Genomic DNA, 17,050 nt, shown 5'->3' on the forward strand with positions numbered 1-17,050 from the left:
GGGCTTATGGAAGCGGAAGGCAAAGAGCTGCGCCGTGGCTGGACCACGGGAACCTGCGCTGCGGCAGCCGCGAAGGCCGCCTGCATGGCGCTGCTTGGCCAAGATTTTCCTGAAATGGTCGAAGTGACGCTGCCCGGAGGCCAGAAACCCTCCTTCTCGCTGGCACTTGAGGAGCAGGGGGCGGATTATGCCAGGGCGGGAATCGTCAAGGATGCGGGCGACGATCCGGATGTGACCCACGGAGCGCTCGTCATCGCCACTCTGCGCCGCGCACCTTCCGGCCAGGGCTTGATCTTTCGTGCTGGGGAAGGTGTCGGAACCGTTACGCGCCCCGGCCTGCCGATTGCGCCCGGAGAACCGGCAATCAATCCCGTGCCGCGCCAGATGATTGCGGCTGCGATTGCTGATGTGGCGGGTGAAGATTGCGATTTCGACGTTGAAATTTCCATTCCTGACGGCAAGGCGCTGGCTCTGCAAACGCTCAATCCCCGGCTTGGCATTATCGGTGGCCTTTCGGTGCTCGGCACCACGGGCATTGTCATTCCCTTTTCCTGCTCTGCCTGGATTCACTCCATCTGGCGCGGCATCGATGTGGCGCGCGCTGAAGGGTTGAGCCATGTGGCAGGTTCCACCGGCATGACGACGGAACAGGCCGTACAGAAGCATCATGGCCTGCCGGAAACGGCGCTGCTGGATATGGGCGATTTCGTCGGGGGCATGCTGAAATATCTTCGCAAGCATCCGGTGCCGAAGGTCACTGTCGCCGGTGGTGTGGCGAAGATGACCAAGCTTGCCCAGGGCATGCTGGATGTGCATTCCAAGCGCGGGCTTGCCGATCTGGACGCGCTCGCCAAGGTCGCCGTAGAAGCCGGTGCGGATGCAGAGCTTGCCGCAAACATTGCCGCTGCCAATACCGTTTCGCAAGCTTTCCAGCTCGCTCAGGCACAGGGCTTGCCGCTTGGCGAGCATATTGCTTCTCTTGCGTGGAAGACGGCTGCCAGGGCATTGAACTCAGCCGATATTGCGCTGGAAGTGCTGGTGTTTGATCGTCAGGGAAAGCTGGTGGGCGAAGCGCCGTTCGCCCCCTCGGATCAGCTATTGGATCCGTCCCAGCCGGAGCGGAACCGTCGCACGTAATCGGCGCTGTAGAGCGCACTTTCGCGAAAATCCTCCGCCTTCAGGCCGGGACCGACGAATATCAGCGCTGTTCGTTCAATGGGTTCTTCAGCCACTTTGGCGGCAATATCGGCAAGGGTGCCGCGAAGGATCTTTTCCTCCGGCCAGCTTGCCTTCACGACGATGGCAACAGGGCAATCGCTGCCATAGGCTGGCGTCAACTGCTCTACAATCTTGTCCAGCGCATGAATGGCGAGATGGATGGCGAGCGTCGCTCCTGTTGCGGCGAAATTGGTCAGCGTTTCGTGCTCCGGCATTTTGGAGGCACGGCCGGAAACGCGAGTGAGGATGAGGCTTTGCGCCACTTCCGGAATGGTCAATTCCCGCTTCAGTGCCGCCGCCGCTGCCGCGAAGGAGGGGACACCGGGGGTCAGCGTATAGTCGATGCCCAGCCGATCCAGCCGCCGCATTTGTTCTGCCACTGCGCTCCAGACCGAAAGGTCGCCGGAATGCAGGCGCGCAACATCCTCTCCCGCCTCTGTGGCACGTACATATTCCGCTTCGATTTCGTCGAGGGAAAGAGAGGCCGTATCGACAATGCGGGCATCTGGCGGGCAGTAATCCAGCAGTTCACGCGGCACGATGGAGCCTGCATAGAGGCAAACGGGGCATCGGGCGATCAGATCCCGTCCGCGCACCGTGATCAGATCGGCAGCACCCGGACCCGCGCCAATGAAGTGAACGGTCATGATATTTCCTCCGATAGGGCGATGGCGCAGGTTACGCCCTGCGAAACATGTCTTGGACCGAGAAGTCGCGCATTGGCACCGGCGGCAGCCAGGGCTGCTGCTTCGCACAGGCTGGGCAGTCCTGTATGGGCAAGGCTCATCTCGGAGCGTGTAAGGGTGCGGGTCGCGACGTTTTCGAGTGCCGCATCGTCCAGCACCAGAAGTTTGGCGCCCAGTTCAGCGGCTGCATCCCGAATGCCCTTTTCCTCGGCCTTGATCCGTCCGGTTGCCAGAATGGGGCGAGGCGGGAGAGGCTGTCCATGTTCTTCCAGACAGACACGAATGACCGCGACAATGGTGCAGGCTTCGGTGCCCTTGCGACAGCCAATGCCAATCGCCAGCATCACAGCGCTTCCTTGATGATTGACCATTGGGTGACTGGCATGGCCGGTCTCCAGCCGGTCATGCCGCCCACGGGCTCGGCACGGTCGAGGGATACGCGGATGAGACGGCCACCAAGCCTTGCATGGGCATCCAGCAGCACGCGTTCCATCTCCAGCGTCACGGCATTGGCCACCAGCCGCCCGCCGAAAGGCAGTGCTGCAAGAGCTGCATCGACAACGCCATCGCGACTGCCGCCACCGCCAATGAAAATCGCATCGGGCCGGGGCAGATCCACCAGAGCGAATGGTGCCTTGCCTTCCACCACCTGCAAACCCGGAACGCCGAAAGCATGCGCGTTCCGCCCGATGCGGGCTGCCCGCTCCGGGTGATGTTCAATCGCCACGGCACGCATGGAGGGGTGGGAGAGCATCCATTCGATGCCGATCGAGCCGGATCCCGCGCCGATATCCCACAATAACTCCCCGCGTCGCGGAGCGAGAGCCGCCATTGTCATGGCGCGAATTTCGCTTTTGGTGATCTGTCCGTCATGCTCGAACAAGGCATCGGGCAGGCCAAAGCCAAGGGGCAGGATCCGTGCCGATGTCTCTGCAACCAGCTCGATCGCCAGGATATTCAGCGGATCGATATCCTCGAGATCGAAGTCTTCGGCGAGGATCGTGCGCTGGCGCTCCTTCTCGCCACCAAGAGCCTCCAATATCGTTAGCCGGCTTTTCCCAAAGCCTGCGGAGACGAGAAGCCGTGCAATGGCAGCGGGTGCCTCTCCATCGGAGGTCAAGGCAAGCAATCGGCGGCCGGGGTGCAGATGGGGCCGGATGAGATCGATGGAGCGGCCGTGAAGCGAAACCGTCTCAACCTCCTGCAGCGGCCAGCCCAGCCGAGACGCCGAGAGCGAAAAGGCGGATGGAGCCGGATAGCAAATGAATTCGCCTTTGCAAATATGGCGCGCCAGCGTCACGCCAACGCCGAAGAAAAACGGATCGCCCGAGGCCAGCACACAGACAGTCCTTCCGCGCAGCGACAGAACGGCTTCCATCGCCGGATCGAAAGGCTGCGGCCATGGGCGAGCCTCGCCTTGAATGGCATTGGCCGCCAGGTGCAGATGCCGCTTGCCGCCGAAGACGAAATCTGCGCCGGATATGGCGGCTATAGCCTTCTCACCCAATCCTGCCAGGCCATCCTCGCCGATGCCGACAATGGACAACCATGGGGCATCCGTGACATGAGGATCGATTATCTCAGGAGCCATGATCTTGAACTCCATCCTCATTCTGGGCGGAACTACGGAAGCGCGTGAACTGGCGGCAAAGCTCGACAGCCAGCACCGTTTTCGCCTGACGCTGTCGCTGGCAGGCAGAACGATGGCTCCGGTCCGGCAGCCGGTGCCGACGCGGGTGGGTGGTTTCGGTGGCGTGCATGGTCTTGCACAATATCTCCAAGAGCAGGATATCGATCTCCTGATCGACGCGACGCATCCCTATGCCGCCCGTATTTCTACCAATGCCGTTGAGGCTGCCGCCCTGGTGGGCAGGCCGCTTGTGGCCTTGCGCCGTCCCGGCTGGCAGCAACAAAAGGGGGATCGATGGCTGGAGGTCGAAAGTGTCGAGGCAGCGGTTCAAGCGCCGGGCGATGAGGCCCGAACTCTCTTTCTCGCTCTTGGCCGTCAGGAGCTTCTGCCCTTCGAACAAGCTCCGCAGCATCGCTATGTGGTGCGAAGCGTGGATCCGGTGGAGCCGCCGCTCGCTTTGCCTGAGGTTGAATACATCACGGCGCGTGGACCCTTCAATGAAGCGGACGAGCTTTCGCTTCTCACGGGCAAGGGTATCGACATGCTGGTTTGCAAGAATTCCGGTGGTGCTGCCAGCTACGGCAAGATTGCCGCTGCCCGAACCCTCGGCTTGCCGGTGGTTCTGATCCAGCGACCGCCATTGCCGGAGGCTATGTCTTTCCAGACGGTCGATGCACTGCTTGCCCATGTGGATCAGGCCTTTCCACCCCAGGAGCGGGGCGAGTAAACCAGATCGGGCTTGTTCTTGCGTGCAATGATTCGGGTCTCGGTCGATCCGACGATGATGCAGGTTGCCATGTCCGCCATGTCCGACTGCGCTTCGGCAAGCGGAACCACCTTGATCTTCTCATCCGGGCGTCCTGCGGCACGGCCAAAGATGACCGGAACATGACCCGGCAGATGCTGACGCAGAATATCGAAAGCTTCGCCCAACTGGTGCGGGCGCGCCTTGCTGACGGGATTGTAGAACGCCATGACGAAGCCAGCCTGCGCTGCTGCCGTCAGCCGTTTTGCGATGACATCCCAAGGCTTCAGATTATCGGAAAGCGAAATGGCGCAAAAATCATGGCCAAGCGGTGCGCCTGCCCGTGCAGCAACCGCCAGCATGGCGGTAACGCCCGGTATGACGCGGACATCGAGATCCCGCCACTCGGAAGGGCCGGTTTCCATGGCCTCGCAAACCGCCGCTGCCATGGCGAAGACGCCCGGATCGCCGCCGGAGACGACGCAGACCTTTGCCCCTTGTGCCGCAAGTGTCAGTGCTGCCGCCGCGCGGGAAATCTCTTCCCTGTTATCGGAAGCATGGCAGCGTTGATCGGCGCGCAGGTCAAGGCGCTGCACATAGGGGCCGTAGCCGAAGAAATCGGAGGCTTCTGCAATGACGGTCATTGCTTCGGGCGTGATCTGCTGCGGACTGCCGGGACCGAGGCCGACGACCGTGAGTTTTCCCGTCATGAGGGACGTCCCTTCCAGCCCGGCACGAGAACCAGCGAGAAATAGGGTGCTGGCGTTTCATCCCGTTCGGCAAGCGGAATGGCATGACCTGTGGGCATGGTGCCACGCTCCACATAGATTGCACCGGCTAGCTTGTCGGCGGCCATCAGGGCGCGGCGAATTTTCGGCAGGTTGCGCCCGACCTTCATGATGACGGCGCCATCGGTGCCAGCAAGGCGTGCGGTCAGTGCCTCCTCCGGCAATGTTCCCGGAAGGACACTGAGAATATCGTCGCCCTGCACCAGCGGCAGACCGGCCAGCGACCAGCAGCCGGACATGGCTGTCACGCCGGGAATGACTTCGGCCGGAAAATGCGGAGCAAGCCTTAAGTGAAGATGCATGTAGGAGCCGTAGAAGAGCGGATCGCCCTCGCTGAGAACTGCTACATTGCGTCCTGCCTGAAGGTGGACGGCAATTTCTGCGGCCGAGCGGTCGAAGAAGCCATCTATGGCATTCTTGTAACTTTCACTGTCCTTGTCCTCTTCCACAGTGACGGGGTAGACCAGGGGCAGTTCCAGAATATCAGCGCGTACATGCGCATCTACAATGGTACGGCCATTGCCGCGAGAGCCACGCTTGCTGAAGAAGGCCAGAACATCTGCGCTGTTCAGGGCCTTGACCGCTTTGAGTGTCAAAAGATCGGGATCACCGGGGCCGGTGCCCACGCCATAGACTTTGCCGGGAGCATTGTTGTTCACAGTCCGCTCCTTGCCAGGGCATTGACGGCAGCGGCCGTCATGGCTGATCCGCCCATGCGTCCCTTGACGATGGCGAAGGGAATGCCATGCCTGCCTTCAGCAAGGGCCTCCTTGCTCTCTGCCGCGCCGACGAAGCCAACGGGCATTCCGATGATGGCGGCTGGCTTCGGGCAGCCCTTGTCCAGCATTTCCAAAAGATAAAAGAGTGCGGTTGGCGCATTGCCGATGGCAATGACCGAGCCTTCCAGCCGGTCGCGCCAGAGTTCAAGAGCAGCCGCCGAGCGCGTATTGCCCACCTGTTTTGCAAGCTCTGCCGTCTGAGGATCGCGCAGAGTGCAGATCACTTCGTTGCCAGCGGGCAGGCGGGCGCGGGTAATGCCATGGGCCACCATTTGCGCATCGCAGAAAATCGGCTTTCCGGCCTGAAGGGCTGTGCGGGCTGCCTCCACAAAACCGGCAGAGAACTGGAAGTGAGCTGCGGCCTCCACCAGCCCGCAGGCGTGAATCATGCGAATGGCCACATCCGCTTCGTCTTCGGAGAAGGCAGAAAGATCCGCTTCCGCGCGGATGATCGCAAAGGATTTGCGGTAAATCGCATCGCCGTCGCGGATATAATCGTAGTCCGTCATCAATGTCCTTCGTCCAGCGCAGCCGCGATCTTTTCAGGGCCGAGGCGCGTCAGACAATCGTGGTTCGTTTCGCCGGATCTCCGTTCCGCGCCAATGAGGGCGGACAGGGCGACGATTGCGGCCTTCTCCGTATGAGGGGCAAGCTGTTTCAGTGCGGTATCGGTGGTTTTTCCGCAGAATACAAGTCGGCTGCCTGTTTCAGTGCCAACGAATGTAAGCATGGATGCCGTTGGATGGGCGCAACCCTTGGCGCAGCCGGAGAGATGAAGCCTCAGCGTTCCGTCGAACAGCTCTGGTGTCTGGGAGGCAGCAAAGCGCCCCAACTCATGGGTGGCAAGATGCGCGGAACGGCAGGCAGGGCGGCCCGCGCAGGCATCTATGGCGGAGAGAGGATCATTCGCTTCGGTTGTAAAACCAATCTGTTGTGCCTCCCTGAGTAGGGACATGCAGGCGGCAGGCTGGCCGACGAGCAGAAGCGCATGGTTTGGTGACGGCTTGAGGCGTTCGATACCGAAAGCCTGTGCGTGCTGGCACAGTTCCAGCATGAGTTCGGCCTTCATCTGGCCGAATGGCAGGCCCAGGCAAACAATGCCTTTGTCGTGCGGGAGAGAGAGCGGATTGGATTGATCGCTCCAGCAGGGACGTGCTTCTGCCACGTCTGGCAGAACGAACCGTAGGATCTGATCGGGAAGATTGTGGCGCGTCAGCGAGCGCCCGCGTGCTTTTGGCCCCTGCTCGGCCAGATGGTCGAGCAGCAGACAGACGAGATGGCATATATCGGCATCTGCCACCGAACCGAGAAGAAGGCCGTTCTGTGCTGTGCCGCCAAGCATGACCGTCCAGCGAAGTCCTTCCGCCTCGGGTTGCGCCGTCAGGCGAATATCGGCCAGCAGATGATCGAACCGCACCACCCCGCCCACATCCAGAACCACGGACAGTTTCGGTGCCAGACGGCCACGCAAACCGCGGGCATGATCGATGATGGCGAGGCCGAGTGGTCGCGGATCGCAGGCTGCATCCGGCTCCATTCCGGCCAGCGGCGTCCATTCCACCGCCAATCCCTCGCGCAGAGGCAGGTTCAGGCTGCGAATACCGGCTTCCAGAGCGGAGGTGCTGGCCGCGGTCAGGCCGCGCACCTGCAAATTGCCGCGTTGGGATATGTCGATCACGCCATTGCCGTGCAGTTGGGCCAGATGACAGATCTGACCCAGCGAAGTCGGCGAAATCCAGTCCATCAGGGCGATGCGCGAGAGCAGCCCGTCTCCTGTCTGCATCGGTGCATCCAGGGCCGGGCAGGCACCGCGAGCCATATCCAGCAGGGCGGCCGTCATGAGCGTGCCTTTCGGCTGGCGAAGGTGTGGAGCATTTCCAGATCCCGGTCCGCCGAATTGCGTCTGGGATGCCACAGGCCCCGCCGTCGCGCCGACATCAGCCTGTCCGCAATGGAGCGGGCGGCTTCGGGGTTTTGCTCGAGCACGAAATCGCGAACGCGCTCATCGGCAATATAGGCGTCGTAAACCGCCTCAATCAGGCTCTGCGGCACAAGCTCCGTCGTTTCTGCAAAGCCAACAAGCCGGTCCACCGTTTCCGCAAATTCCGAGGCTCCGCGTGGGCCGTGGCGCATCTGCCCCTCGATAAAGCGCGGATTGACGGCTCGCGCCCGCACCACGCGCGTCACGGCTTCCGCAAGCGACCGGGCACGTGGTTTTTCCGGGTTGGTGGTATCGAGGGAAATCAGGTCTGCCTTGCCGCCAAGGGCTGCAACCGCCGCCGAAAAGCCGCCGATGAAGGCCACATCGCCCGATCCGTCCAGCAGGTCGCGGCCCGGGTCGTCCCCCGTATGCACCAGAAGATCGGCCTCTCGTATCAGGGTCTCGAAGATGTTTCCTGCGTCGAACGCCTCGCCATCCGCACCGCCAAAGGCGTGGCGGGACATGGAAAGATAGGCCCGGCCCAGTTCGTCTCGCGTCTGCCAGTTTCCATCAGACAATTTTTCTTCAATCCCGGAGCCATAGGTGCCAGGAGCGGATCCAAAAATGCGGGCCGGAATGCTGCCGTCGTTTTGCGTGCGTTCCGCCAGGGGATTGTCGCCCGGCGCTTCATGCACACGGCTTGCGATGGAACGCGTTGCCATGTCGAGCAGAGCGATCAAGGTGGGGAACATGTCCCGGAAGAGGCCGGAAATCCGGAAGGTGACATCGACGCGAGGTCGGCCCAGCTGCGCCGGCGAAAGAACCTCGATGCCGGTGACGCGCCCGGTCGCGGGATCCTGAACCGGGCGTGCGCCCATCAATGCCAAGCCTTGGGCCACCTCTTCACCGCCACTGCGAAGCGTTGCACTGCCCCAAAGATCGATGACGAGGCGCTTCGGCCAGTCGCCGTGATCCTGAAGATAGCGCCGCAGCACTTCGTCTGCCGCTCTCTGGCCCAGTTCGAAGGCCGTAGGGGTGGGCATGGTGCGTGGATCGGATGTGTAGAGATTGCGTCCTGTCGGCAAAACATCCAGACGCCCCCTCGAGGGGGAACCGGAAGGGCCAGGCGGAATATGGTGTCCATCCAGCGCTGCCAGGAAAGCGCGCCTTTCGGCCTTTGCGCTCTCCAGCCGTGTCTCGTCCAGCTCATCCGGCTCGCAACGCCCGAACACATGCTGGCCATCCTTGATGGCAAAATCCTTCAGGTCGCAGAGAAAGGCATCGATACGCGCGAGAGCGGTATCGGGGTCGTCGTTGCGGCTGATTCCAGCTTCCTGTGTCAGGCCGATTTCGTCGGCGGTTTCGACGATCAGCTTGGCCAGCCTGTCGCGCCTGCGTCGATCCAGCCCATCGGCCTGGGCATATTCGTCCACCAGCTGCTCAAGCTTCTGCTGATGGGAGGAAAGTCCAGCGCCGACAAGCTTTGGCGGTATGTGCCCGATGGTCAGTGCCGCGATCCGCCGCTTGGCAACCGCCGCCTCGCCGGGGTTGGAAACAATGAAGGGATAGATGACGGGGAGATTGCTGGTCACGATTTCCGGAAAACAGTCAGCCGAGAGAGCGACATTCTTTCCGGGCAGCCATTCCAGCGTGCCATGCGCACCGACATGAATGATCGCCTGGGTTTTGATATCGTGCTGCATCCAGAAGCCGAACGCGAGAAGCGCATGGGCTGGAGGACGCGCGGGATCATGATAATCGGTGCGCCGATCCGCCTCACGTCCGCGGTCCGGTGCCAGCGCCACGGTGACAGAGCCGAAGCGGGCAGCGCGGAAACGAAAACCTTTCGTCGAACATCCTTCGTCGGCTAATGGATCGCCCCAGCATCGGATGACGGCTTCTCTCGCGGCGGCGGGTAGTTGGCTAAAGGCAGCCTGATACTGCTCGATTGCTAACTGTTCGGATCCTCGCAGAACCCGGTCCAACAGTTCAGCCGCTGACGATGGGATGTCTCTGACATTATACCCGTTCTCGCCCAGGTCGATCAGCATCTGACGGGCACTTTCCGGCACGTCCAGCCCCACGGCATAGCCGGTGCGACCATCCGCGCCGGGATAATCCGGCAGAATAATCGTGATCTGGCGCTCTGCAGGTGGCGTGGCATAAAGGGCAAGATGTTTTTCGATCCGGGCAGCGACCGCATCCACGCGATCTGGCTCTGGTCGATTGGAAAAGCCGGCAAAGCCATAATCTGCAGCAGCTTCACGCTCTGCCTTGAACGAAATGATGCCGGAAAGGAGACGGCCATCCAGTTCCGGCAGAACCACGTGCATGGCGAGATCAGACGGCCCAAGTCCACGTTGGTTTTCTTGCCACGCTTTTCGCTTGGTCGTGGCAATCACCGCCTGGAAAACCGGAACGGCGAGGTGATCGAAAAGCGTCTGACCATCAAGATCGGCTTGGCTGGCAAAGGCGGTCGCCGTGATCACGGCGGCAGGGTTGAGCGCCTGAAGCTCGCGCTGGAGTGTGGCCAGAAGCTCGCGCTCCTTCAATCCAGGAACGAAAACGGGCAGAACGGCTATACCGCGCTGTTCAAGGCTTTGCGTCAGCGCATCGATGGGTTCAACATCGTCCGCCAGCAGCATGGAGCGATAGAAAATCAGCGGAACGAGGCGGCGACCGGGTTGTCCGATCAGCGCTGTCTCGCGCGTCACCACGCCCTGTCCGGGCCGATAAAAGCCCCAGCGGGGAATGTTTGCCGCTTGCTCCGCCGACTGTTCTTCCCGTCTGGCTTTCGCAACAAGCCGGCTAACGAGTTTTGTCAGATTGCCGGGCCCACCTTCGCGGAAATAGGAGAGGAAGAGGGCAATGTCAGCGGCATCCACGGTGGAAGCCTCTGCCAGCCGGTCGTCGTTTTCGCTGCATTCTCCCGGCAGCAGGATCAGACAGATGTTTCGTTCTTTTGCTTTCCGCGCCAGTTCGTCCACGCCGTAGCGCCAGCGGTCATAGCCGCCGAGAATGCGCACAAGCAGCACTCTGGCGTGGCTCGCGACTTTATCGATCCAGAGATCGATGGACATGGGGTGTCGAAGATCGCTCAGTTGAGCAAGGCGAAGGCTCAAGTCGCCTTTTGAGGGATTACGGTCCCAAGCCGAGGCAATGCCGTTCAGGTCGCTATCGGAAAAGGATAGCACCACCACATCCCCCGGCGTCTGGTTCAGATCGACCGGCTCTATGAGATCGTCCAGGGACGAGGATGTGGCGGCGAGAATATGCATCAGGCGGCCAGGAGCTTTCCGATTTTTTCCGCGTCGATGCCCTTTTCACCAATGATCACCAGACGCGAACGTCGCGCCTCGCTGGCGTTCCAGGGGCGGTCGAAATAATGGTTCACGCGGGGACCGACCGCCTGCACCAGAAGGCGCATGGGCTTGCCCGCCACCTCTACATAGCCCTTGATCCGCAGCACTTTTTCGGCTTCCGTGACCTTCGCAATGCGGTTGCTCAGTTCGTCCGGGCTTGCAATGGCCGGAATATCCAGAACAAAACTGTCAAAATCGTCGTGCTCGTGGTCCAGCTCGTCGTCGTGATGTGTCTTGCGGTTCTCGATATCGTCTTCGACCGCCAGGCCAAGACCGATGAAGATTGCCGGGTCGATTTCGCCATTCTGCGCGTTCACAATCCTCACCGCGCGCGGAAGATGCGCTTCCACATGCTGATGCGCCTTGGCGAGGTCTTCGGCGGAAAGCAGGTCGGATTTGGTCAGGATGACAAGATCGGCGCAGGCAATCTGGTCTTCGAAAACTTCCTCCACCGGATCGTCATGGTCGAGAGACTGATCCTCGGCGCGCTGGGCAGCCAGAGCTTCCAGATCGTCTGCGACGCGGCCTTCAGCCAGCGCCAGGCCGTCCACCACGGCCACCACGCCATCCACCGTCACGCGGCTTTTCACGCCCGGCCATTGGAACGCCTGCACCAGCGGCTTCGGCAGTGCCAGGCCCGAGGTTTCGATCAGGATGTGATCGACCTTGGGCTCCATGGCGAGGATCTTGTCGATGGCGGGTACGAAATCATCCGCCACCGTGCAGCAGATGCAGCCATTGGCCAGTTCGATGATATTGTCTTCCGGGCAGTTCTCGATGCCGCAGCTTTTCAGGATTTCGCCATCGATGCCGACATCGCCGAACTCGTTGACAATCACCGCAAGCCTCTTGCCCTTGATGTTTTCCAACGCATGGCGCAGCAGCGTCGTTTTTCCGGCTCCGAGGAAACCGGTCACAACGGTGCAGGGAATGCGGGAGAGGGTATTGGTCATGAAATCGGTCCTTCAAATCTTCGGAAATTGAGTGGGAATGGGTGGGATGCGGGCGATCATGCCGCGCTTCAGGCAATCCGGTCGGCCCTTCCACGGCATCAGTCCATCGGCAGAACTGGCGAGAAGACGCGCACCTTCGATGAGGTCGGGGCTGGCATCCAGGCCAAGCTCGCCAAAAACATAGGACCAGCCATCCACGCGCTGGATGCAGGCGCTCAAGGCGCGTTTGCAATTGGCAAGACAGGCAACAGGCACCACGGCGATACCGGCCTGTGCCAGTGATGCCGTCTGATCTGCGAGACGCGCGCCGTCGCGCGGTCCATCGCTTGCTTCCGTCCCGCTGCGGCAGGTTTCGCAGACATGGATAATCACTCGCGGTTGAGCGGCAACAGGTTCGTCAGACTGACATTGCGACTGGAAATCCAAGACGCACCCCTTTTTCCAAAAATAGCCGTGGGGTGCAGGCGCGCGCAGCCAGAGGCCTGCGTGCCATTGATACTATCCCTGCCGGAGCACCCCGCCCGGTTGGACCATTCGTCAGACGGCAGGTCTCCTGGCTCGCGGTTCATACCCGGCGCTACCTTCCCGAATTGTCTTCAGTGGCATGATGCGCAGGGTTTCCCGCAGAATGTGCGGGGGCCGCTTACAGTTGCGGGGGCAGCCGTGGTTTAGGCGAGGCGCCGCACCACGTTCCCTCTTAGCTCCCCCCGTTGCCGGGGAAAGACCGTCATCTTCACTATGCGGTTGAATGACGACATGTCAATGCCGCTAGGTGCGGCAGTTTCGGTGGGCCATTGTCGTGAGGCCGCGTTTGGCTATAGTCCCGCGCTCTGACAATGCGGATGCGAGGCAAGGCCGATGAAGGAAATCGATGAGAGCGAAGCCGAGCGGCATCGGCGCAAAATGGCCAATCGCAAGGCGGTTCAGGATGCGGAAGTGGCATCGAAAACCATCGAGAAGGGTCTTCTGATCGTCAATACGGGTCCCGGAAAGGGCAAGTCCACGGCGGCTTTCGGTCTGGGCCTGCGGATGCTTGGCCATGGCCGCAAGATTGCCATCGTGCAGTTCATCAAGGGTGCCTGGGATACGGGCGAGCGGGTGGCGCTGGACGCTTTCGGTGATCGCGTGATCTGGCATACGATGGGTGAGGGCTTCACCTGGGATACGCAGGATCTGAAACGCGATGTTGCCGCCGCTGAACGCGCCTGGGAAAAGGCGTTGGAGATGATGGCGCTTCCGGATGTGGGCCTTGTTATTCTGGACGAGCTGAACATCGCACTTCGCTATGAATATCTCGATCTGGAAAAGGTCGTGCTGGACCTTACTGCCCGCCGCCCGGATCTGCATGTCATCGTCACGGGGCGTAACGCCAAGCCTGCGTTGATTGAGGTGGCGGACATGGTCACCGAGATGACGCTGGTGAAGCACCACTTCAAGGCAGGGGTAAAGGCGCAGGCCGGGATCGAGTTTTGATGGCTGGAGGACAAGCCAAAGCCCTGATGTTTCAGGGAACCGGTTCCGATGTCGGCAAGTCGCTGATCGTGGCCGGGCTGGCGCGTGCCTTCCTGAACCGGGGTTTGCGCATCCTGCCCTTCAAGCCGCAGAACATGTCGAACAATGCGGCTGTCACGGTAGATGGCGGCGAAATCGGGCGTGCGCAGGCGTTGCAGGCGCGTGCCGCTCGCGTGCCACTTTCGGTTCACATGAACCCGGTGCTCTTGAAGCCGCAAAGCGAAGTCGGCGCACAGCTGGTCGTGCAGGGCAAGGTGGAGGGGAATGCCCGTGCCGCAGAATATCAGCAAATCAAGGCGGGCCTCATGCCGCGTGTGCTGGAAAGCTTCGCGCATTTGAAGGATCGCGCCGATCTGGTGCTGGTGGAAGGGGCAGGCAGCGCCTCCGAGGTCAATCTGCGCCGCAATGACATTGCCAATATGGGCTTTGCCCGCGCGGCTGACGTGCCGGTTATCCTGATTGGCGATATCGATCGAGGTGGTGTCATCGCCAGTATCGCTGGCACCAAGGCCGTTCTTGATCGCCACGATGCCGCGATGATCGAGGGCTTTATCGTCAATCGCTTCCGGGGCGATCCCAGCCTCTTCGATGAAGGCATGCGGATGATTGAAGGCTTTACCGGGTGGAGCCCCATCGGCCTTCTGCCGCACTTTTCCCACGCCTCAAGGCTGCCGGCGGAGGATGCGCTGGCTCTGAATTCGCAGCCCACGCGAAAGGCAGGGGCAAAGATCAAAATTGCGGTGCCAATCCTGCCGCATGTTTCCAACTTTGATGATCTCGATCCACTGGATGCGGAACCGGATGTGGAACTGATCCGTGTTCGCCCCGGCAATGCATTGCCCAACGATGCGGACCTCGTGCTTCTGCTTGGCTCCAAGGCCACGATCAGCGATCTTCAGGCCCTGAAATCCGCAGGTTTTGATATCGATATCAAAGCCCATGTGCGGCAGGGAAAGCCGGTTATCGGCCTTTGCGGCGGCTATCAGATGCTGGGAAAGACGGTGGCTGACCCGGATGGTATCGAAGGTCCGGCCGGTGCGGTTGAGGAAGGTCTCGGACTACTGAATGTCGACACGCGGCTGACTGGAGATAAGCGTCTTGAGGCCGTGTCCGGCACCACCAGCGACGGCATTTCTTTCTCCGGCTATGAAATGCATGTCGGGCAGACCGAGGGTGTGGACTGCGCTCGACCTTTCGCAACCATTCATGAGCGCCCGGAAGGTGCGGTTTCCGCCTCAGGTCTCGTTTCCGGAACCTATGTGCACGGGCTTTTTGCCGATGATGGGCAAAGGTCTGCCTGGCTCACCCGCCTTGGCGGAACCGCGTCGCGGATCGACTATGAGCAGGGGGTTGAGGATGTGTTGGAGCTATTGGCCGCGCATCTGGAAAAGCATCTGGATCTCGATGCCCTGCTTAGAGTAGCGCGGTAGGAACCGCCGCGACCAGGCCGAACAGAATGAGCAAGAGGAGATCAGCCGTCCGGGCAAGCGAAAGCGCGCGGCGAATATCGGCAGCAGTTGCCTCGCGCCGTCCACCTTCACCCATGAAGTGATCGTCCACCAGCGTGCCGCCATAGACGCGCGGCCCTGCCAGCGCGAGGCCCAGGGCGCCAGCCATGGCGGCTTCCGGCCAGCCGGCATTGGGGGATTTGTGCCGGGAAGCATCCCGTTTCACCGCTTCCCAGGCTTTTGCTGCCGATGCTCCGGGTGTGGTGAAGGCTGCGGCCACAAAGAGAAGGGCGGTGAGGCGGGAAGCGGGCAGGTTGACCAGATCATCGAAACGCGCCGCTGCCCAGCCATAGGCGTGATAGCGTTCGTTCTTGTGGCCAATCATGCTGTCGGCTGTATTCGTGGCCTTGTAGGCAGCGCCCCCTGCCAGCCCCGCCAGACCCAGCCACAAAGCGGGCGCGGTGATGCCATCGGAAAAATTCTCGGCAAGGCTTTCGATGGCTGCACGTGAAACTCCCGCCTCATCCAGCTGGTCCGGGTCACGCCCCACAATCATCGCAACCGCCTGTCGCCCCGCTGCAAGCCCACCTTTTTCAAGTCCGGTTGCCACGGCTTCCACGTGTTCTTCGAGGCTTTTTTGCGCCAGAAGGCTGGAACCCAGCATGGCCACCAGCACGAAGCCAAACGGCAGCCAGAGGAGGCTGCTTTCGATGATGCCGGACACTGCGAAGGTCAATGCAAGAAGCAAGATGAAGCAGATCAACCCGTTGCGGCGGCGGGTTTCAAAGTTGGTGCTTTGATCGTTGTACCGCTTCTCCAGAGCCGAGATAAGCCCGCCGATCCACATGACCGGATGGCCGATCCGGGCGAGAAGCCATTGCGGATAGCCGAAGATCCGTTCAATAAGCAGGGCAAGGAACGCGATTGAAAAAGCCATGGTGAGTGCAATGGACAAGCTGGAAGGAAATACGATCGAACACGGCGGCTCCCTTTCGCGGGCGGCGCTCGCATTTACCGATGCGCCGCAGCCCTGGATCGATCTTTCCACCGGTGTCAATCCGCATTCTTATGCTTATTCCCCGGTGCCCGCCACTGCTTTCTCACGGCTTCCCGATCCATCGGAGCTTCGCGATCTTTGCGCGATTGCTGCACGGGCCTATGGCGCAAAGTCCGGCGACCATGTTGCAGCCGCGCCAGGAACGCATCTTTTTCTGCCCATGCTCGTGGAAAGCGTCTTTTCCGGTCGGGACCGAAGCAGCCTCACCGCCGCCATTCTCTCTCCCACCTATGCCGAGCACGCAAAAACGGCACGCATGCTCGGCTTTCAAACCGTAGAGGCGAGCGATCCTGACGCGCTTGAGGCTGCGGATCTCGCTGTGGTGGTCAATCCCAACAACCCGGATGGACGGATGATTGCCGATGAGAGGCTGCTGGCGCTCTCGCACAGTCTGGCGAAAAAGGGCGGGCTTCTGCTGGTCGATGAGGCTTTCCGCGATGTGATGGACGAGCCCTCTTCGCTGGTGGCGCAGGTTCATCCGGGTCTGGCTGTGTTGCGATCCTTCGGCAAGTTTTTCGGTCTCGCCGGCATTCGGCTTGGCTTTGCCGTGGCATCGCCCGATCATGCACAGCATGTGCGTCATCTTCTCGGTCCCTGGGCCATTCCCGGCCCCACACTTCACATCGGCAGGCAAGCGCTGGCCGATCAGGTCTGGCAAAAGAACATGCGCCTGCGTCTCAGGCAGGAGGCCGAGAGGCTGGATGGACTTCTGGCACAGGCGGATTTGCCGGTTGTCAGCGGCACCACCCTGTTCCGCTATGCCCGGCATGAACAGGCGAGCGAAATCCATCAGGTGCTTGGAAAGGCTGGAATTCTGGTGCGGCGCTTTTCGGAGCGGCCGCAATTTCTGCGTTTTGGCTTGCCGTCCGAAGGCGAGTGGGAGCGATTAGGTGCGGTCCTCTGCTCAAAAAACTGGCAGAGCTGAAAAGTGAACAAAGCTTGGCGTGCTGG

Annotated in this window: 16 protein-coding genes and 1 riboswitch; of the genes, 5 read left to right on the forward strand and 11 right to left on the reverse strand. The window is 61.0% G+C overall.

The window, feature by feature from the left end; genetic code table 11:
- Positions 1-6: 6 nt before the first annotated feature.
- Positions 7-1,137 carry a cobalt-precorrin-5B (C(1))-methyltransferase gene (locus ACFSE1_RS12285; protein WP_377402191.1) on the forward strand — a complete coding sequence of 377 codons (1,131 nt, stop codon included), beginning with the start codon at positions 7-9 and terminating at the stop codon, positions 1,135-1,137.
- Here the strand turns inward: ACFSE1_RS12285 and cobM are convergent.
- Genes cobM through cbiE form a run of 3 tightly spaced genes read right to left on the reverse strand, consistent with a single transcriptional unit; the run spans position 1,092 to position 3,495 of the window.
- Positions 1,092-1,865, reverse strand: coding sequence for a precorrin-4 C(11)-methyltransferase (gene cobM / locus ACFSE1_RS12290; RefSeq protein ID WP_377401513.1), 774 nt, complete (start codon positions 1,863-1,865; stop codon positions 1,092-1,094). The genes ACFSE1_RS12285 and cobM overlap by 46 nt on opposite strands.
- Positions 1,862-2,248: a cobalamin biosynthesis protein gene (locus tag ACFSE1_RS12295; protein ID WP_377401516.1), complete on the reverse strand. Its 387-nt coding sequence runs from the start codon at positions 2,246-2,248 to the stop codon at positions 1,862-1,864. The genes cobM and ACFSE1_RS12295 overlap by 4 nt, the downstream gene beginning before the upstream one ends.
- On the reverse strand, positions 2,248-3,495 hold the full coding sequence (gene cbiE / locus ACFSE1_RS12300; protein WP_377401519.1) for a precorrin-6y C5,15-methyltransferase (decarboxylating) subunit CbiE: 1,248 nt from the start codon (positions 3,493-3,495) through the stop codon (positions 2,248-2,250). Before cbiE ends, ACFSE1_RS12295 begins: the two co-directional genes overlap by 1 nt.
- Here cbiE and ACFSE1_RS12305 point away from each other — a divergent pair.
- Positions 3,494-4,261: a cobalt-precorrin-6A reductase gene (locus ACFSE1_RS12305; RefSeq protein WP_377401522.1), complete on the forward strand. Its 768-nt coding sequence runs from the start codon at positions 3,494-3,496 to the stop codon at positions 4,259-4,261. The two genes, cbiE and ACFSE1_RS12305, sit on opposite strands and share 2 nt — an antisense overlap.
- On the opposite strand, the gene ACFSE1_RS12310 is transcribed toward ACFSE1_RS12305, so the two are convergent.
- From ACFSE1_RS12310 to ACFSE1_RS12340, 7 genes are read right to left on the reverse strand one after another with little or no spacing between them, the layout of a single operon-like run.
- Entirely contained in the window at positions 4,228-4,989 is a 762-nt protein-coding gene (locus ACFSE1_RS12310) for a precorrin-3B C(17)-methyltransferase (RefSeq protein WP_377401525.1), read from the reverse strand. The genes ACFSE1_RS12305 and ACFSE1_RS12310 overlap by 34 nt on opposite strands.
- A complete protein-coding gene (locus ACFSE1_RS12315) occupies positions 4,986-5,726 on the reverse strand; it encodes a precorrin-2 C(20)-methyltransferase (protein ID WP_377401528.1) in 741 nt (246 codons plus the stop codon). Before ACFSE1_RS12315 ends, ACFSE1_RS12310 begins: the two co-directional genes overlap by 4 nt.
- A complete protein-coding gene (locus tag ACFSE1_RS12320; RefSeq protein WP_377401531.1) occupies positions 5,723-6,355 on the reverse strand; it encodes a precorrin-8X methylmutase in 633 nt (210 codons plus the stop codon). The genes ACFSE1_RS12315 and ACFSE1_RS12320 overlap by 4 nt, the downstream gene beginning before the upstream one ends.
- Positions 6,355-7,686: a precorrin-3B synthase gene (cobG, locus tag ACFSE1_RS12325; protein WP_377401534.1), complete on the reverse strand. Its 1,332-nt coding sequence runs from the start codon at positions 7,684-7,686 to the stop codon at positions 6,355-6,357. Before cobG ends, ACFSE1_RS12320 begins: the two co-directional genes overlap by 1 nt.
- Positions 7,683-11,045: a cobaltochelatase subunit CobN gene (cobN, locus tag ACFSE1_RS12330; RefSeq protein ID WP_377401537.1), complete on the reverse strand. Its 3,363-nt coding sequence runs from the start codon at positions 11,043-11,045 to the stop codon at positions 7,683-7,685. The genes cobG and cobN overlap by 4 nt, the downstream gene beginning before the upstream one ends.
- Positions 11,045-12,082, reverse strand: coding sequence for a cobalamin biosynthesis protein CobW (cobW, locus tag ACFSE1_RS12335; protein ID WP_377401540.1), 1,038 nt, complete (start codon positions 12,080-12,082; stop codon positions 11,045-11,047). Before cobW ends, cobN begins: the two co-directional genes overlap by 1 nt.
- A 12-nt stretch (positions 12,083-12,094) precedes the next feature.
- Positions 12,095-12,508, reverse strand: coding sequence for a DUF1636 family protein (locus tag ACFSE1_RS12340; protein WP_377401543.1), 414 nt, complete (start codon positions 12,506-12,508; stop codon positions 12,095-12,097).
- A gap of 100 nt (positions 12,509-12,608) precedes the next feature.
- Positions 12,609-12,826: riboswitch (cobalamin riboswitch) on the reverse strand.
- A gap of 114 nt (positions 12,827-12,940) precedes the next feature.
- Between ACFSE1_RS12340 and cobO the strand changes: the two genes are divergently transcribed.
- Positions 12,941-13,555 (forward strand): cob(I)yrinic acid a,c-diamide adenosyltransferase, encoded by a 615-nt coding sequence (gene cobO / locus ACFSE1_RS12345; protein WP_377401546.1) that lies wholly within the window; start codon positions 12,941-12,943, stop codon positions 13,553-13,555.
- Positions 13,555-15,024 carry a cobyric acid synthase gene (locus ACFSE1_RS12350; RefSeq protein WP_377401549.1) on the forward strand — a complete coding sequence of 490 codons (1,470 nt, stop codon included), beginning with the start codon at positions 13,555-13,557 and terminating at the stop codon, positions 15,022-15,024. Before cobO ends, ACFSE1_RS12350 begins: the two co-directional genes overlap by 1 nt.
- On the opposite strand, the gene cbiB is transcribed toward ACFSE1_RS12350, so the two are convergent.
- A complete protein-coding gene (cbiB, locus tag ACFSE1_RS12355; RefSeq protein ID WP_377401552.1) occupies positions 15,008-15,979 on the reverse strand; it encodes an adenosylcobinamide-phosphate synthase CbiB in 972 nt (323 codons plus the stop codon). The genes ACFSE1_RS12350 and cbiB overlap by 17 nt on opposite strands.
- Between cbiB and cobD the strand changes: the two genes are divergently transcribed.
- Entirely contained in the window at positions 15,978-17,024 is a 1,047-nt protein-coding gene (gene cobD, locus ACFSE1_RS12360; protein WP_377401555.1) for a threonine-phosphate decarboxylase CobD, read from the forward strand. The genes cbiB and cobD overlap by 2 nt on opposite strands.
- Positions 17,025-17,050: the final 26 nt, after the last annotated feature.

It is taken from the genome of Affinirhizobium helianthi (assembly GCF_042680945.1).
Lineage (GTDB): Bacteria > Pseudomonadota > Alphaproteobacteria > Rhizobiales > Rhizobiaceae > Neorhizobium > Neorhizobium helianthi.

Excerpts from the sequence above, each read along its gene's own strand:
- ACFSE1_RS12285 (WP_377402191.1), top strand. The coding sequence starts at position 7 with ATGGAAGCGGAAGGCAAAGAGCTGCGCCGTGGCTGGACCACGGGAACC.
- cobM (WP_377401513.1), bottom strand. The coding sequence starts at position 1,865 with ATGACCGTTCACTTCATTGGCGCGGGTCCGGGTGCTGCCGATCTGATC.
- ACFSE1_RS12295 (WP_377401516.1), bottom strand. The coding sequence starts at position 2,248 with ATGCTGGCGATTGGCATTGGCTGTCGCAAGGGCACCGAAGCCTGCACC.
- ACFSE1_RS12305 (WP_377401522.1), top strand. The coding sequence starts at position 3,494 with ATGATCTTGAACTCCATCCTCATTCTGGGCGGAACTACGGAAGCGCGT.
- cbiE (WP_377401519.1), bottom strand. The coding sequence starts at position 3,495 with ATGGCTCCTGAGATAATCGATCCTCATGTCACGGATGCCCCATGGTTG.
- ACFSE1_RS12310 (WP_377401525.1), bottom strand. The coding sequence starts at position 4,989 with ATGACGGGAAAACTCACGGTCGTCGGCCTCGGTCCCGGCAGTCCGCAG.
- ACFSE1_RS12320 (WP_377401531.1), bottom strand. The coding sequence starts at position 6,355 with ATGACGGACTACGATTATATCCGCGACGGCGATGCGATTTACCGCAAA.
- cobG (WP_377401534.1), bottom strand. The coding sequence starts at position 7,686 with ATGACGGCCGCCCTGCTGGATATGGCTCGCGGTGCCTGCCCGGCCCTG.
- cobN (WP_377401537.1), bottom strand. The coding sequence starts at position 11,045 with ATGCATATTCTCGCCGCCACATCCTCGTCCCTGGACGATCTCATAGAG.
- cobW (WP_377401540.1), bottom strand. The coding sequence starts at position 12,082 with ATGACCAATACCCTCTCCCGCATTCCCTGCACCGTTGTGACCGGTTTC.
- cobO (WP_377401546.1), top strand. The coding sequence starts at position 12,941 with ATGAAGGAAATCGATGAGAGCGAAGCCGAGCGGCATCGGCGCAAAATG.
- ACFSE1_RS12350 (WP_377401549.1), top strand. The coding sequence starts at position 13,555 with ATGGCTGGAGGACAAGCCAAAGCCCTGATGTTTCAGGGAACCGGTTCC.
- cobD (WP_377401555.1), top strand. The coding sequence starts at position 15,978 with ATGGTGAGTGCAATGGACAAGCTGGAAGGAAATACGATCGAACACGGC.
- cbiB (WP_377401552.1), bottom strand. The coding sequence starts at position 15,979 with ATGGCTTTTTCAATCGCGTTCCTTGCCCTGCTTATTGAACGGATCTTC.